At 34.2% G+C, this 17807-nt stretch carries 9 protein-coding genes; 8 read left to right on the plus strand and 1 reads right to left on the minus strand.

Annotated features, from left to right (window positions below):
* The 3 genes from ACODR7_RS20630 to ACODR7_RS20640 form a co-directional block, all read left to right on the plus strand.
* On the plus strand, positions 1 to 602 hold a 602-nt coding region (locus tag ACODR7_RS20630), incomplete at its 5' end, for an RICIN domain-containing protein (RefSeq protein ID WP_488842053.1).
* A 374-nt stretch (positions 603 to 976) separates the two neighbouring features.
* Positions 977 to 4033, plus strand: a complete 3057-nt coding sequence (locus tag ACODR7_RS20635) for a M60 family metallopeptidase (RefSeq protein WP_488842055.1) — start codon at positions 977 to 979, stop codon at positions 4031 to 4033.
* A gap of 251 nt (positions 4034 to 4284) precedes the next feature.
* Positions 4285 to 8094: a TIM-barrel domain-containing protein gene (locus ACODR7_RS20640; protein ID WP_488842057.1), complete on the plus strand. Its 3810-nt coding sequence runs from the start codon at positions 4285 to 4287 to the stop codon at positions 8092 to 8094.
* A gap of 212 nt (positions 8095 to 8306) precedes the next feature.
* Here ACODR7_RS20640 and ACODR7_RS20645 read toward each other — a convergent pair whose 3' ends face one another.
* Positions 8307 to 9305, minus strand: coding sequence for a GntR family transcriptional regulator (locus tag ACODR7_RS20645; RefSeq protein WP_488842059.1), 999 nt, complete (start codon positions 9303 to 9305; stop codon positions 8307 to 8309).
* A 244-nt stretch (positions 9306 to 9549) separates the two neighbouring features.
* Here ACODR7_RS20645 and ACODR7_RS20650 point away from each other — a divergent pair, with 244 nt between their 5' ends.
* From ACODR7_RS20650 to ACODR7_RS20670, 5 genes are all read left to right on the plus strand, one after another.
* Positions 9550 to 11277, plus strand: coding sequence for a sodium:solute symporter family transporter (locus ACODR7_RS20650; protein ID WP_488842061.1), 1728 nt, complete (start codon positions 9550 to 9552; stop codon positions 11275 to 11277).
* A 522-nt stretch (positions 11278 to 11799) separates the two neighbouring features.
* Positions 11800 to 13683, plus strand: a complete 1884-nt coding sequence (locus tag ACODR7_RS20655; RefSeq protein WP_488842063.1) for a glycoside hydrolase family 35 protein — start codon at positions 11800 to 11802, stop codon at positions 13681 to 13683.
* Positions 13684 to 13701: 18 nt separating this feature from the next.
* The gene (locus ACODR7_RS20660) at positions 13702 to 14751 is read left to right on the plus strand and encodes a UDP-glucose--hexose-1-phosphate uridylyltransferase (RefSeq protein WP_488842065.1); all 1050 of its coding nucleotides are present in this window, start codon (positions 13702 to 13704) and stop codon (positions 14749 to 14751) included.
* 564 nt (positions 14752 to 15315) lie between these two features.
* A complete protein-coding gene (locus ACODR7_RS20665; protein ID WP_488842066.1) occupies positions 15316 to 16599 on the plus strand; it encodes a galactokinase in 1284 nt (427 codons plus the stop codon).
* Between the two features lie 4 nt (positions 16600 to 16603).
* Positions 16604 to 17716 carry an aldose epimerase family protein gene (locus ACODR7_RS20670; RefSeq protein ID WP_488842068.1) on the plus strand — a complete coding sequence of 371 codons (1113 nt, stop codon included), beginning with the start codon at positions 16604 to 16606 and terminating at the stop codon, positions 17714 to 17716.
* Positions 17717 to 17807: the final 91 nt, after the last annotated feature.

The following is a 17807-nucleotide window of genomic DNA, read 5'->3' on the forward strand; positions in this document are numbered from 1 at the left end:
GCCAGAAATGGAAATTGTCTCAAACAGGAGGAAATTATAAAATAATTAATAAGAACAGTAACAAACTGATTGACAATCCTTCCAGTTCCACTTCTGACGGTACAATAATGACCCAATATAGTGATACCGGAGGTGAAAACCAGCAATGGCAGTTAGTGGATTTAGGAACAGGATATTATAAAATCATAAATGTTTCAAGTGGCAAAGCATTAGATAACTCCGGATCCAGTACAACAAATGGTACAAATATAATACAGTCTACTTATGGAGGAGGAAATAATCAGCAATGGAAGATTGTTAATTTGGCAGCTTCTGCCGGAAAGATGGCTGGTTCTTTTACCCCATCAGACCAAAGCAATACTATTGAGAAACTGGTCGTATATCCAAATCCTTTAAAAAGCAATACACCACTAAAAATAGACGTGCCGGCAGGATGGAAAAATTCGACATTGTTTATATTCGATAGTCTAGGGAAATTAATGGTAAATGCTACATTAAAGGAAGGCGTAAACGAGATGTTACTTAATATATCTACCGGGGTTTACTATTTAAAAATTGTCAATCAAAATGATACTTTTAATACAAAACTTCTTGTGAAATAATGTTGGTGTAACTAGTTGAAAAGGCCCATCATATAATTTATGATGGAGCTTTTTTTAAAAGATTTTCCTGGTTGTGATGAGAGAGTTAAGGGTAATGGGCTGGAAGCTGGAAGAGAGAGCTGGAAGTTACTATCGCCCTACAATTTCTGATGCTGTTGTAAACTGGATGACGCAGTCTTTAGGTTTTATATAACAGAAGGAGGAGGGAATTTTTCTAACTGTACAGAAATAAGATTTTATTCCTCTAACATTGGATTGATTAAAAATTAAGCAATAAATATGTTAGCAGATATAATAAATATGTCTGTTATTTTTACTAACACTTCATAAAATAAAAAATGAAAACAAAAATTTACATATTAATTATGTTATGTATGTTGTTTTCTTTATCGAAAGCACAATACCAAATAACTGCCTATAAAGTAACATCATTACAGCCTTCTGAACCTGGTTCAGAAGTAGAAAATTGCATTGATGATAATGACGCAACAACCTACCACTCCTTATGGAATGCCAACGGTATTCCGGATCAACTGGATTTTTACTTTGTAGATGTACAAAGTATAAACAAGCTTGAATATATACCAAGAGCTACAGAAACTAATGGTATCTGGACAAAAGTAGATGTCTATTATTCCACTCAGGACAATCCTACTACTTTCATTCAAAAGAAAAGTCAGGTTGTGTGGGCGGAAAACAATAAAAAGAAAACGATAGATCTATCTTCATCACCCATACTTAAACCTTACATTATTAGGCTTTACATAACAGAAGGAGGAGGTAATTTTTCTAGTTGTGCTGAAATGAAATTTTATTCATCTCAACAACCGCCTGTTTATAGCATAGATGATTGTAAACCGCCAATTGGTGGTCTGTCTACTGTAACCAATAACGTAAAAGTACCCGTTATAGCAGCAGGATCTTTTGCTTCCAGTAAAGAAACTAAAAAAGGAAATAATAGTTTAAAAATGAGCTTTGATGGAGATACTTCCACATTTTATCACTCTGAGTGGGAGCCAACATCCAATGTATTTCCTATTACGTTAAACTATCACTTTAATGGGACAAAGCCTATAGGCTATTTGCGCTATATCCCAAGACAGGACGGGCAGAATAATGGTTTTTTCGGAAAAGTATCAATTTTATATAATACAAAAAGCAATACCACTTACATACCACTTATGAATTATGATTTTGGTATGACTGGCGCAATTACAGATGTTCATTTTCCATCTACTATTACTCCAGCCAATATTAAAATTGTTGTTCAAAATGGCTTGAATAATTTTGCGAGCTGTGCAGAAATGGCGTTTTATCCTAAGAAAGCACTTCCTTATGGAGATATTTTTGCAGATAACATTTATTCTGAACTGAAGCCGGGCGTTACCCAGGAAATTATAGACGGAATTACCAACCCTTTTTATAAAGCATTGGCTCAATGTCTCTTTAATAAAACCTATAATAAAAAATACAGAGTAAAATCATATGAAGTATATCCTACCTTAAAGACTACCCGGAATGCATTAAAAACAGATGCTTATGATTCATTTGAGAATATGACAGGAATTGTATTTAAGGCAAAGACTAAAATTGTTTTATTTATGGACAGTGCCCCAGGTCCTGTATTTTTAAAAGTACACAATTTTGCCAACGAAGGAAAATTTACGGAAAAATCATATCCTCTTAAAGCAGGATTAAATATTATTGAAAGTGAAACAGGAGGATTAGGATATATCAGTTATTACAATGATAACAGTGCTTTGCCTCCAGTTAAAATTAATATTGTTACAGGCACCTTAAATGGTTATTTTGATTCTGCTACTGCTATTACTGCGGCGGAATGGAAAACATTATTGCTAAATAATGCTTCCCATAAATTAGATATCAGAGGCCAATATATTCACCTTGTATTTGATAAAAGTGCTTTAAGAACATATGTTCCGGATAATCCTGCTGAATTTATCAACGCTTATGATAATATCATAAGACAACAAAGAATACTAATGGGATTGTTTAAATATGGTAAATCACCAAAAAATCGCCAATTTGCATATACTGAATCCAAAGGAGGCTGGTTTCAATATAATCCTGGAGCTCACTTTGATTTAACTTGGGGACCTGCTAACTGTACCTCTGTCAGTAATATGGATTACTGGGGCGTGGGGCACGAACTAGGACACGTAAATCAAATTAGACCCAATCTTAGTTGGATAGGGTTAAGTGAAGTAACTAATAATATTTACTCTGCTTGGAATGAATATACAATGAGTAAAGGGGTACCAAGATTAGAAAGAGAACCATTTAAAACAACTGACTCCGGAGCAGAACTAGAAGGGGGGAAAGCAAATAAAAGTGTAAATTATACTCTTATAGGTAAGAAAAACGTGCTGAGGACTATTGCTGAAAATATTGAGGACTATAACTTTCTTATTTTCCGTCCATTCTGGCAGTTAGAATTGTATTACCAGGTGGCTGGTGCAGCCAGAGGAGGGCTTGCTCTTACAGATGAAGAACATCCGTCACCTGCATCTGCGGTAGACTATGCACATTGGTATGGTGATGTAGCAGAAAAATCAAGAAACACAGACGCTGCCAACTTAACCAACGGACAGCTCTCTATGGAATTTGTTAAAAATACCTGTGATGCTGTACAAGAAGATCTCACAGACTTTTTTACCGATGCAGGTTTCCTAAGACCTGTCAATATAAACATAAACGATTATGGAGTACAAAATATTACCGTTACGCAAAATATGATTGATGCTACCATTGCAGCAATTAAAGCAAAAAAGTACCCTAAGCCCGTCTCTCCGGTAATGAATTATATTAATGCACATAACGTAAAAGTATTCAGGGATAAGCTCCCTTTATCAGGAACCACCGGAAATGGAGTTACTTTATTAAACACTGCTACAGGTCCTCAGCTTAAAGTAGACCAGGTTAATGTATGGAAAAATGTTGTAGCATATGAAGTTTATGATACTCATGGTGCTTTGGCTAGAATATCATTGGCAGGTATTGGAGATACCACAAACCACACTACGATAATAGAATATCCCACAGGATCAGCTAAAGTGTATGCTGTGGGCTATAACGGGAGCAAAATATTGGTATATCCAAAAATTTCAGCAGCCTCTAAAGCAAAAAATTCAGCAGCTCCTGAGGTAAATAAAGTAAGTAAACTGAGAATTTACCCTAATCCTGCGAAATCATCAGATGCCGTGAAACTGGAACTGACTGATTCAAAAGGGAAATATACAATGTCTGTATATTCGTTATCGGGATCTTTAGTATTGCAGTCTGAAGGAGATATTAAAACCCTCAATGATAATATCAATAAAAGTCTTGGCACATTCAATTCTGGGATATACCTTGTTTCTGTAAAAGATGAAAAAGGTCAGATTTATAAAACCAGATTGATTAAAAATTAAACAGTGATTATACGAGCACACAGGTTTTATCATGTCTGTTATTAAAATAAATATGGGTAGCTTTTTAAACGAAATCGTTCAATAAGTTATCCATGTTTTTTAAAAAGAGAGCTACTCTTTTAATAAAAAAAACTACTTTTGAAAGTGTTTGAATAGCATTTGGTTACAATTGGTTTTTATCTTAAAAGTTGATTTTAATCTTAATTTCTTAGAGTAGTGTAAAATGTAAATTAATAAATAAATCAAGGTAAATGAATGTAGTTTTAAATTCAAAAATTCAAAAGATTTTACTCCTGAGCTCTTTTCTTTTCTTCATTGGAAAAACTCAGGCTCAAAAAATTGAAAATGTTGCTAAGAAAGGAGAAACTTCAGTAGAAGTTTTGCTTTCTGGCAACAAAAAAATACGGATAGATTTTTATGGAGAAAATATTTTTAGATTATTTTTCGATCCCAAAGGTGGAGAAGTAAGAAATCTTGAGGCAATACCTCCTGCTCAGATTTTGGTAGATCAGCCCAGAAAAAAAGTACAAGAAATTGCAGTCAACAATTTACCACAGACTATTTCTATCTCTACTCGTAAAGTGAAAATAGAAATTGACAAAACAACTTCTTTATTTAAAGTATTTAACCTGAAACTTAATAAAGAGGCTTTTTCTTTTATGGCTCCCATTGAATTTAATTCCAAAGAAGCAGTGCTTACTTTATCTCAGGGAAAAGATGAATATTTCTATGGAGGCGGTGTACAAAACGGCCGGTTTTCTCATAAAGGAAATACGATTTTAATTGTTAATCAAAATAACTGGACTGATGGTGGCGTAGCCTCTCCAAATCCTTATTACTGGTCTACAAATGGATATGGTTTTATGTGGCATACTTTCAAAAAAGGATATTATGATTTTGGTAAACAAAATAAAAATGAAGTGAAACTGGCTCATGAGACTGATTACCTGGATGTTTTCTTTATGGTAGATGATCATCCTAAATCTTTGTTGAATGATTTTTACCAGCTCACAGGAAACCCCGTACTTTTACCTAAGTTTGGTTTTTATGAAGGTCATCTTAATGCCTACAATAGAGATTATTGGAAAGAAGATGATAAAGGAATCCTATTTGAAGACGGAAAAAGATATAAAGAGAGCCAAAAAGATAATGGAGGAGTTAAAGAATCTTTAAATGGAGAAAAAAACAACTATCAGTTTTCTGCCAGAGCCGTTATAGACCGTTATAAAAATGCAGATATGCCTTTAGGATGGATATTGCCAAATGATGGTTACAGTGCAGGATACGGACAGACAGAAACCTTGGATGGCAATATAGCTAACTTAAAATCTCTCGGAAATTATGCCAGAAAAAACGGCGTAGAAATAGGATTGTGGACACAGTCTGATTTGCATCCAAAAGAAGGAATAAGTGCTCTTTTGCAGAGAGATATCATAAAAGAAGTGGGTGACGCAGGCGTAAGAGTCCTAAAAACGGATGTTGCCTGGGTAGGCCCTGGATACTCATTCGGGCTTAACGGCATTTCAGATGTGGCTCAGATAATACCACGCTATGGTAACGGGAGCCGTCCTTTTATCATTTCGCTGGACGGCTGGGCTGGTTCACAACGATATGCCGGTATCTGGACAGGAGACCAAACGGGTGGAGAGTGGGAATATATCAGATTCCATATTCCTACCTATATAGGTTCTGGTTTGTCTGGCCAGCCTAACATTACTTCGGATATGGATGGTATTTTTGGCGGGAAAAACCCGATTATCAATACAAGGGATTTCCAATGGAAAACCTTTACCCCTATGCAGCTCAACATGGATGGCTGGGGAACAAACGAAAAGTATCCCCATGCTTTGGGTGAATCCGCTGCTTCTATTAACAGGAACTATTTAAAATTGAAATCCACCCTGATGCCTTATACCTATAGTATAGCTAAGGAAGCCGTAGATGGATTGCCAATCATCAGAGCAATGTTTTTAGATGAGGCTAATGAATATACTTTAGGGAAATCTACTCAGTATCAGTACCAGTATGGACCCTATTTCCTGGTAGCTCCAGTATATCAGGCCACAAAAATAGATAAAGAAGGAAATGATATCAGAAATAATATTTACCTTCCTAAAGGCAATTGGATTGATTACTTTACAGGACAAACTTATGAGGGAGGGATTATTTTAAATCATTTCGATGCCCCAATTTGGAAACTTCCTCTATTTGTGAAGCCAGGCGCTATTATTCCGATGGTAAATCCCAACAACAACGTTCATCAAATCAATAAAAAATTAAGAATTTATGAAGTGTATCCTTCAGACAAATCAAGCTTTACAGAATATGATGACGATGGCATAACCGAAAATTATAAGAAAAATGAATCTGTAAGCACCCTTATAGAAAGTAGGGTAGTTAAAAATACAGCAACAATAAGTATTTCTCCTACTCAAGGTAACTTTAATGGTTTTGAAAAAGAAAAAATGACAGAATTTAGAATTAATGTTACTAAAAAACCATCCGGTGTAAAACTTTCTGTTGGAGGTAAAAATATAAATCTGAATACAGTAAATACCTTAGATGAATTTAATAATGCCACCAACGTCTATTTTTACAACAGCAAACCGGAATTCAATAATTTTTCCACCAAAGGTTCTGAGTTTTCAAAAATTTCGATTACCCGAAATCCACAACTTTGGGTGAAAACAGAAATTACCGATATAAGCAAAAACAAAGTAGAGCTTATCATTAAAGATTACCAGTTTACCAATTCTAACCAATTAAAAAACAACTCCGGAGCATTTGCAGAAGCTTTAAAACCAATCACTTCAGAAAATACAAACACTGCATATTCTATATTGCCATCATGGAATAAAATCCCTAATGCTGATTACTATGAAATATTATGTAACAATATGGTATACAGTAATATAAAAGATACTTCTTTCTTATTTGAAGGATTGGCTCCTGAAACGAAATATGATTTCAAATTAAGAGCTGTAAATAAAACCAATACTTCTGATTGGGTTTCTTTCTCATCCCGAACCAATAAAAATCCTTACGAATTTGCCATTAAAGGCATAAAAGCTACCGTTACAATTCCAAGTCAGGAAGGAGAAGGTATAGAAAATCTTTTTGATCAGGATGTGAGTACGGGCTGGCATTCGGATTATGAAAAAAGCAAAGTTCCTTTTGAGATAATTTTAGACTTAGGCTCCATCAACACAATCAGTAAATTAGAATATATCCCTAGAAACAGCGGTTATAACGGAGTATGGATGAATGGTAAAATTTCGTATAGTGATAATAAAAAAGACTGGACAGAACTTGGCTCTTTTACATGGGATAGAGATAACATAAGTAAATCTTTAGACTTCGCCACCCATCCTACCACACGATTTATGAAGATTGAAGTCAGCAGTGCTTTCAAAAACTTTGGTAGTGGAAACGAATTATATGTATTCAAAGTTCCCGGATCTTCAAGTTTGCTTCCCGGTGATATCAATAATGATCAGAAAATTGATAGGAATGACTTTACTTCATATATGAATTATACAGGTCTGAGAAAAGGAGATTCTGATTTTGAAGGATATATTAGCCATGGGGATATAAATAAGAACGGCTTCATTGATGCATTTGATATTTCTAACGTCGCTACAAAAATAGATGGAGGAGTAAGCGATGAAGAATTGAAACCACTGCAAGGCAGCATTACAGCCTCTGCTTCAAAACAGCAATATGCTAAGAATGATATTGTTGAAGTAGTAGTAAAAGGTAGTAATCTGCAATCTGTAAATGCATTGAGTTTTGCTATTCCATATAACCAGCAGGAATTGGAATACATAGGAATAACGCCATTAAATATCGGCCAAATGGAAAACCTGACTTATGACAGACTGCATTCCAACAAAGAGAAGGTATTATATCCTACGCTGGTTAATGTAGGACAAAAACGTCCTTTAGAAGGAACAGCAGATTTATTCATTATTAAATTTAAAGCAAAACGAAACGGATCATTTAATATAAAAGCTTCTAACGGATTGCTGGTTGATAAAACACTGAATTATATTGACTTTTAATAACAAAATTGTTTAAAAGCAAGAGAAAGAATTTACATTTTCTTGACACGATTTCAAGAAATGAGTAAGTTAAAAAATCAAGGCTTGGATTTTATAATCTGAGCCTTTTTTCAAAACCAGGCATAAATTGGGTTCAGAATGTTACCTCATTTTTTAGCTTTGGCTTGTATTTTTATGAAACAACTTCAGCTAATAAATTTAATTCAAATCAATTATAGGGAATTCCTGATAATTAAATCAGAAGCATTTTCAATTCTCCCTTGCTTGGTATTAAGAACCATTTCTGCCAAAATCTTTCCCATTTGCCAGAAATCTGTAGAAATTGTAGTAATACCATTTTCTACAATACCTTTAAGGGGTGTTTCGTTGTAGGAGATAATGCCGAAATCCTTTCTAATCTTTAGCTTCTGTTTTTTAGATTGCTTAATGACATTTACTAAATGCCTGTCATCCGGAATTATGAATACGTCTCCGTTCATTATTTTCTCATCAGTGAAATTACAGATAATCTCATATTTCATTTTATACTGTTTACAAAAACCTGTAAATCCTTCTACCATGCCTATAGGTTCTTTTTTTCCGGGGAAAATAAGAATCAATCTTTGGTAGGCCTCAAGCAATGTTTTCGCTTTTGATAGACCATTATACATGTCTTTTGAGAAATTCTGGTGTACTGATGAATATTCTCTTAAATGTAAATTGGTTTGGTCTAATAGGTAAACGTCCTTCTTGGGAAGCATCTTGATAATGGGTGCCGTATCATTCATATTGCCTGGCATTATTATGTATTTTGTGTAGTTTCCATTATTTTCTTCAATTAACTTCTTGAAGACATCTATATTGAAATAGTGGAAAAAAACGTGGATATTAGATCTTTGTTGCAGCTCTTCCAAAAATGAATTATAAAGGGTTTCCTTGAAAGCATTCAGCTCATCAAATAATAGAAAAATTCGCTCTTCAAAATCCCAATCAGTACTTTTTATATAGTATCCCTTACCCAAAATGGCATTTACTATACCTCTCTTTTTCAGTGTTTCATAAGCATACAGGACGGTGTCTCTGGAAATGCCAAATTCCATGCACACTTTATTTATGGAAGGTAGTTTGTCATTTTTTTTCAAAAGTTGCTGGGCAAGAGCTTTTTCAATGGAATTTATAATCTGTTGGTATTTAGGGACAACCGAATCGGGAATTATTTTAATAAGCTTCATAATATTTCCATTTTTTTAAACTAGTAGTAAATATACAAAAACTGGTAGGAACAAGTATGGAAGTCTTTTCCAAATTTATACATTTGATAATATAAGGTTTCCTTTTGTATGGTTTTGGCGCAAAAGATTCAGTTTTGTTTTAAATGATCTATTAGAAGTGCTGAACTATTAAATACTTTAGAGTACATAAAAGTGCTGAAAAAGTAGAGAAATCTATGATAAACTTACTATAAAAATTTTAAGCGTGGGAAAACTATCGACATTTGATTTTGTTATATTTCTAATTTATTTTTTGGTTGTAACACTATACGGCTTATGGATATACAAGCGAAAAAAATCAAAAAATGCAGGAAGTAAAGATTATTTCCTCGCAGAAGGCTCGCTTACATGGTGGGCAATTGGAGCGAGTTTGATTGCCTCTAATATTTCGGCAGAACAATTTATTGGGATGAGCGGAGAAGGATTTTTCATAGGAGTAGCTGTTGCCGCCTACGAATGGCTGGCTGCCATTGCACTTATAATTATAGCGGTATGGTTTATTCCTATTTATCTCAAAAATAAAATTTATACGATGCCCCAGTTTTTGGAAACACGATATAATAAGTCTGTTTCTCTTATTATGGCTGTTTTCTGGTTATTTTTGTATGTAATTGTCAATCTTACTTCCATTCTTTATTTAGGAGCTGTGGCTATTGATTCATTGCTGGGTGCAGGTCATCTGCATATCATTATGATTGCACTTTTACTGATGGCGTTGTTTATTGGATTGGGAGGAATGAAAGTTATTGGATACACGGATGTTATTCAGGTAGCAGTTCTTATTATTGGTGGCTTTGCTACAGTTTATATGGCATTGCAGGTTGTGGATCAAAGAATTAATGGGGCTGCTATTGGAAATGCCCTAGCAGGTTTTGATACCCTTTTGAAAGAAGCTCCGGGACATTTCAAACTCATTCTAAATAAACCACAAATGACAACAACTACTTTATCAATGCCGGAAAACTTAGCGGCACAGAAATATGTAGTTTTGCCAGGTTTAGCAATGTATTTTGCTGGACAATGGATTGTACAACTTAATTATTGGGGATGTAACCAATATATTACGCAAAGAGCATTAGGAGCAGACTTAAAAACAGCAAGAACAGGAATTTTATTTGCAGGATTTTTAAAACTTTTTATGCCTGTAATTGTTGTGCTTCCCGGGATAGCAGCTTACGTACTCTATACAAAAGGTCATTTGTCAAATTTTAATGGGGTAAAAGATAGTGCTTATTCTGCAATGCTGGGGTTGCTTCCATCTGGACTTAAAGGTCTTGCAGTTGCTGCCTTAACAGCCGCAATAGTAGCATCACTTGCTGGAAAAGTAAATAGTATATCTACAATTTTTACTTTGGATATTTATAAAAAATATTTAAGAACCAACGCATCTGAGATGCAAATGGTAAGAACAGGACGTTGGGCAATCATAATGGCGATGCTTATTGCTTTGGTATTTACATGGACAGATGTTTTGGGAATTGGTGGAGAAGGCGGTTTCACATTTATACAAAAATATACTGGTTTTATTAGTCCGGGTGTATTTGCTATGTTTATTTTAGGGATGTTTTGGAAAAGAACTACTGGAACCGCTGCTATAGTTGGAGTTATTCTTGGTTTTTTATTATCTATTTTCTTTAACAGCTTTGCAGTTAAACTATTTGGAAAAGAAACATGGATTTATACAGCATTCACTTATGAAAAATTGGAAAATGGTGTGGTGAAAACCATTACGGAGATTCCTTTCCTTATCAATATGGGTTGGTCATTTTTTATTACTGCAGCTGTAATGGTTCTATTAAGTGTTTTTGAGCCAAAAGTAAATCCAAAAGCTTTTGTCACGGACAAAGATATGTTTAATGTGGACAATAGAACATTATTCCTGATTGTCATTATTCTATTACTTCTAACTGCTATTTATATTCGTTTTTGGTAATAGAAATAATTTTGAGTTTTGTATTTGAGAAAAATGAGAAATGGTGATATTTATGGAATATTGTTTGTCATTTTTTAGCCGTTGTTGGGCAGGAGTTTATTCAATGGAATTGATAATCTGTTGCATTACTGTCCGATAAAAAGTATAAAAATATTGAAAATATTAATATTTTCGGTATGAATTAACAGGTCGCTCCTCCGGAGCTATAATTTAAAAACAATACGTCCTATTAATAGTCAGCTCCCATAGGAGCTAGATGGGATCTGCTGTTAGTAGAAAAAAATGAAGTCTCCGTAAAAAATAAAGCTCCAGAGGAGCGATCTGTTAATGATGCTTTAATTTAATCGGACAAGAATGAATCTGTTGGTATTTTGAGTATAACCGTACTTAATCAACCTCATTATATTTCCAGATTGGTAAACTGGTAGTAAAGCCAAAAAAACCGGTAGGAACTAGTGTGATAGTATTGAGTAAATCTATAAATTTATTTTACTAACTCAATTAGACTTATAATAAATTACTATGAAGCTTATTAAAAATATAATTTTAGCCCTGTCTTTAGTAGGTGCAAATTTGATACATGCGCAGCAGAAACCTATTAAATATGAATCTTTCAAAATCGAAGATGGAGAATTTAAATTGAACGGACAGGCTGTTAAATTGCATTCAGGTGAGATTCATTATGCTAGAATTCCTCATGAGTATTGGAGGCATCGCTTAAAAATGGTTAAAGCGATGGGATTAAATACAATAGCTACTTATGTATTCTGGAATTATCATGAAATAGCTCCTGGAAAATGGGATTTTCAAACTGGAAACCGAAATTTAGCTGAGTTTTTGAAAATAGCAAAAGAAGAAGGCTTAATGGTCATTCTTCGTCCGGGACCTTATGTATGTGCAGAATGGGAATTTGGTGGTTATCCTTGGTTTTTGCAAAATGACAAGGATATGAAAATCAGAGAATATAATACTCCTTTTTTAAATTCTACAAAAGCATATTTCACAGAGCTTTACAAAGTGGTAAAACCTTATCTGATTGTTAATGGAGGTCCTATTGTTATGGTGCAGGGAGAAAATGAATTTGGGTCTTTTGTTAGTCAACGAGAAGACATTAAACTGGAAGATCATAAAAAATATAGTTCATCTGTATTTGATCAGTTAAAAGAAGTGGGTTTCAAAGGAATGGAGTTTTTTACATCAGATGGTGACTGGCTATTTGAAGGAGGTGCTTTGCCTGGAGCGTTGCCAACTGCAAATGGAGACGAAAATCCAGACAATATTAAGAAAGAAGTAAAGAAATTTCATAATGGAGAAGGTCCTTTTATGGTGGCAGAATACTATCCCGGGTGGTTAGATCATTGGGCAGAACCTTTCCCTCGTAAAGCTGCGGAAAGAGTAAAAAGCCACATTGAAAAATTCATGAATAATGATATTTCTTTTAATATTTATATGGTACATGGAGGAACTAATTTTGGGTTTACTTCGGGAGCTAACTATGATGAAGAACATGATATACAGCCAAGTATGACCAGTTATGATTATGATGCTCCTATTACTGAGGCAGGATGGGAAACCGAAAAATACCTGAAATTAAGAGAATTATTAAAAGATGCCTCTACACCTCCTATTCCTTCAAAAATTCCGGTTATTCAGATTCCGGGTATAAAATTGTCTCAGGCAATGGATTTAGAAAATTTAAAAAACCATATAAAACCAGTCATTAATGACAATCCTTTAGCTTTTGAGGAATTAAATCAGGGGCATGGGTATGTTTGGTATAGCAAAAATTTTAATCAGCCAATTAAAGGAACTTTAAAACTTGATGGATTAAGAGATTATGCAATTGTTTATGTGAATGGGAAAAAAGTAGGAGAGCTTAACCGGTACTATAAAAAATATGAATGTGAAGTGAATATACCCTTCAATGGAAAATTGGACATTCTGGTAGAAAATATGGGAAGAATTAACTATGGGGCTAATATTAATAAGAATACAAAAGGAATTATTTCTCCTGTATTTATTAATGACCGAAAAATAACAGGAGATTGGGAAATGTATGGGCTTCCTTTTGAAAATGCTCCCTTAATTGACGCAAAACAAAAATCAGATCTAAAAGAGAACAGGCCAGCCATCTACAAAGGAAATTTTAATGTATCAAACGTGGGAGATACTTTCTTAGATATGCGGCCTTTTGGAAAAGGAATTGTATTTGTTAATGGAATTAATTTAGGAAGATATTGGTCTGTAGGGCCGCAGCAGACATTATATTTACCAGGATGTTATTTAAAGAAGGGTAATAATGAGATTATTATTTTTGAACAGAAAAATAATAAAATAATTAAAGAATTAAACACATTAGCCGAACCTATTTTGGATAAGTTAAACCCTGAAAATGGGTTAAACTGATATAAAAATAAACTCAATATGAGTAATTCATTTAACAGTAAAAATCATCCCCATAGAAGATATAATCCTTTATTGGATGAATGGGTTTTAGTATCACCACAAAGAGCCAATAGGCCATGGCAGGGACAACAGGAAGAACCGTTACCAAGCGTTCAAAATCAATATGACACCGAATGCTATTTATGCCCGGGAAATTCAAGAGCTAACGGAGTCCAGAACCCCCGGTATGAAGGTGTATATGTATTCGATAATGATTTTGGAGCTTTATTGAGCGTAGGAGTAACCTTCGATGAAGCCGGGGATGAATTATTTAAAATTAAACCCGAAAGAGGAATTAACCGGGTAATTTGCTTTTCACAAGACCATTCATTGACTCTTCCTGAAATGTCTGTAGAAGCAATTACAAAAGTAGTGTCTGTCTGGAAGGAAGAATATCAGAATCTTGGAAAACTGGATTACATTAATCATGTTCAAATTTTTGAAAATAAAGGAGCAATAATGGGTTGTAGTAATCCTCATCCTCATGGGCAGATTTGGGCACAGTCATCTATTCCTTCTCAGGTGGCCAGAACACAACAAAGCTTGAAGAGCTATTATGATAAAAACGGAACAACGCTTCTGTATGATTACGTTCAAAGAGAAATAGAAATTAATGAGCGCATTATATTAGAAAATAAAGCTTTTGTAGCTTTGGTTCCATTTTGGGCAACCTGGCCATTTGAAACAATGATTATCAGTAAAAATCCCTTAAATAGCCTATCGGATTTTTCACATGAGGATCAAGCTTTATTTGCTCAGATGTTGAAAGATTTAACTACAAAATACGATAATATTTTCTCCATTTCTTTCCCTTATTCTGCCGGAATACATCAGGCTCCTACAGATTTAGAATCGCATGAAGAATGGCATTTTCATATGCATTTTTACCCTCCGTTGCTTCGCTCAGCCAGCGTGAAGAAATTTATGGTGGGATACGAAATGTTAGCGGAAGCCCAAAGAGATATTACTCCTGAACAAAGCGCAGAAATTCTTAAAAAAAGTTCAACAATTCATTATAAAAATAAATAAAATTATTGGCTTATCCTTATAATTAATACTCGGGATTAATGATTAACAAAGATTTTCTTATTGAGATCCCTTCGACAGGCTCAGGGTGACAAGTTGAATACCAACCGAAATTTTTGAGCGTTGTCAGCCTGAGCCTGTCGAAGCTATTGTTAAAGTTGTTTAAACTTTACAAAACCACAAAAGTCACACAAGGTTTCATTTTAAAACACTTGAGTTCACTTAAATAAGTTTAATATGATACCGCAGAAAAGTTCAGATAAGACGAACATTTCGACTTCGCTCAATAGGCAAAGATTTTCACAAAACTTAGGTGTACTTATTACGCATAAGGCTTGGTTCTGAAAAACTTAAGTGTTTAAAACTTTTGTGCCTTTTGTGGTTAAAATAATGAATATAAAAGTTTAAACAACCTCATTACTAAAAAGGGTAAGTCAAAAAATTATTAGCGTTTTATAGGGTAATGATATGGAGTTTCTGCCTCATATAGGGAAAGGAATTAATTTTTAAAAAATTTGAATAGCTCTTAATAAAGATAGACTGTTTTATAAATTTAGATACAAGTAAATGTCAAATATTAAATATATTGATTCTTTAGTTAATGAGGGAAATATCCCTCTTTTTAGAGAATTATATGGAAGAAATTCAGAATTATTACGTCAGCAGACAATCCGATATACCAAAACATTAAATCGTTTCAAAGAAGTTTTTGGGGATAAAGAGGTTTCTGTTTTCAGTTCACCGGGACGGACCGAAATTGGAGGAAATCATACAGACCATAATCATGGCCGCGTATTAGCGGGTGCAGTAAACTTGGATAATATTGCCATTGCTGCTAAAAATAATTCAGATATAATTCGGATTGAATCTTCAGGTTATCAAACATTTGAAGTCGATTTAAATCATCTTATTCCCAACGAAAATGAATTTTCAACTCCAAATGCTCTTATCCGGGGAATTAATGCCCGATTAAATGAATTGGGATATGAAATAGGAGGGTTTGATGCCGTAATTGACGGATGCGTTCCTAAAGGTTCTGGATTAAGTTCGTCAGCATCATTTGAAGTATTAATTGGAGTAATTGTTAGTCATTTATTTAATGAAGGTACATTAGATCCCATCCTAAATGCCCGTATAGGACAATATGCAGAAAATGTTTTCTTTGGAAAACCTTGTGGATTAATGGATCAGGTAGCTTGTTCGGTAGGAGGATTAGTGACCATTGATTTTGCTGATGTAGCGAATCCTATTGTTAAAAAAGTAGATTTTGATTTTGAATCTACTGGTTTTTCTCTTGTAATTACAGATACCCGAGGGGATCATACCAACTTGAATAACGAATATGCTGTTTTACCTAAAGAGATGAAAGAGGTTGCAGCCCATTTAGGATGCAGTGTGCTGAGAGAAACTACTTTGGAAAAAGTAATGGATATTGCGCCTTCTATCCGTCAGAAAGTGGGAGATCGGGCTATTTTAAGAGCAATTCACTTTGAATGCGAAAATGACCGGGTAGTAGATGAAGTAACGGCATTAGAGAAGAATGATTTTAAAAGATTTTTACAATTGGTCATAGATTCAGGACATAGTTCGTATATGTACAATCAAAATGTTTATATATCAGGTAACATAAAAGAACAAGCAGTTTCATTGGGATTGGCTTATAGCGAAGCAGTATTAAAAGGTGCTGGAGCCTGGCGTGTGCATGGAGGAGGATTCGCAGGAACAATACAAGCCTTTGTACCTGAAGATTTGCTTGAAAGATACACTACAACTTTAAATCATTTATTTGGTGCTGGTTCTTGTCATCCTTTATTTATTCGAGAAAAAGGAGCTGTTAAATTAGACTTTTAAAATAATGGGTATCATCAATGAAGTGGCTTTTAATACAGTTCACAACAATCAAAAAGTTCAATTATTCACTTTGAAAAATAAGAATGGGATGATTGTACAAATAACTAATTATGGTGCAATCATAGTTAGTATTAATGTTAAGGATAAAGAGGGAAAATTGGCAGATGTGGTGCAGGGATATGATACAGCACAGGAATATATTGATAATAATGAATCCTATCAAGGAGCTATTTGTGGTAGATATGCTAATCGTATTAAAAAAGGAAAATTCACATTAAACAGAAAAGAATACTCATTAACAATTAACGACGGAGGCAATCATTTGCATGGTGGTTTGATAGGTTTTGATAAAAAAATATGGGATGTTAAAGAGTCCTCTGCCTCAAAAGTGACTTTTCAATACACTTCTCCTGACGGAGAAGAGGGGTATCCGGGTACAGTAACTGTAATAGTAACCTATTCTATTAGTGAAAATAATGAATTACAATTAGATTGTTCAGGGACAACAGATCAGGAAACTATACTCAACCTGGTGAATCATTCTTATTTTAATTTGGCGGGAGAAGGCAGTGGAACAATAAATAATCATCAATTGCAGATTGAAGCTGATTTTTACACTCCTCTTACAAAAAGCCATGAACCTACAGGTGAGATCTTAACTGTAAAAAATACCCCGTTTGATTTTACTTCCTTAACATGTATTGGAGACAGAATTGATACAGATCACGAGCAGTTAGCAATAGGGAAAGGATATGATCATAATTTTGTTTTAAAACACCGTATACATAATTTAGAGTTGGCAGCTATCGCTATAGAGCCGCAGTCGGGAAGAAAAATGGAAGTATTTACCACTATGCCGGGCTTACAATTATATACAGCCAATTGGATTAAGAATGAAAAAGGAAAAGAGAATCACATATATCAAGAAAGAGAGGCATTTTGTTTAGAAACGCAAAATTTCCCCGATGCAATCAACCAATCTCATTTTCCTTCACCAATACTAGCTCCTAAAAATATATATAAACATTCAACTATTTACAGATTCTCAATTATTAAAAGCAACATTAGATTTGATAGTCAAAACGGATCAGTATCAAAAGTTGGGGGGAATGTTTAGTCATTGTATCTTTGTATTATGCTAAGCGATTCCGAACTTCTTAAATTCTTACTTCCAGAATTTTTAATTGAACACTTTGATATCCTCAAAG

The sequence above is a fragment of the Chryseobacterium sp. FG46 genome (assembly GCF_057809135.1).

Coding starts and splice junctions, on each gene's coding strand:
- ACODR7_RS20640 (WP_488842057.1), top strand. CDS start 4,285: ATGAATGTAGTTTTAAATTCAAAAATTCAAAAGATTTTACTCCTGAGC.
- ACODR7_RS20665 (WP_488842066.1), top strand. CDS start 15,316: ATGTCAAATATTAAATATATTGATTCTTTAGTTAATGAGGGAAATATC.
- ACODR7_RS20660 (WP_488842065.1), top strand. CDS start 13,702: ATGAGTAATTCATTTAACAGTAAAAATCATCCCCATAGAAGATATAAT.
- ACODR7_RS20670 (WP_488842068.1), top strand. CDS start 16,604: ATGGGTATCATCAATGAAGTGGCTTTTAATACAGTTCACAACAATCAA.
- ACODR7_RS20635 (WP_488842055.1), top strand. CDS start 977: ATGTTGTTTTCTTTATCGAAAGCACAATACCAAATAACTGCCTATAAA.
- ACODR7_RS20645 (WP_488842059.1), bottom strand. CDS start 9,305: ATGAAGCTTATTAAAATAATTCCCGATTCGGTTGTCCCTAAATACCAA.
- ACODR7_RS20655 (WP_488842063.1), top strand. CDS start 11,800: ATGAAGCTTATTAAAAATATAATTTTAGCCCTGTCTTTAGTAGGTGCA.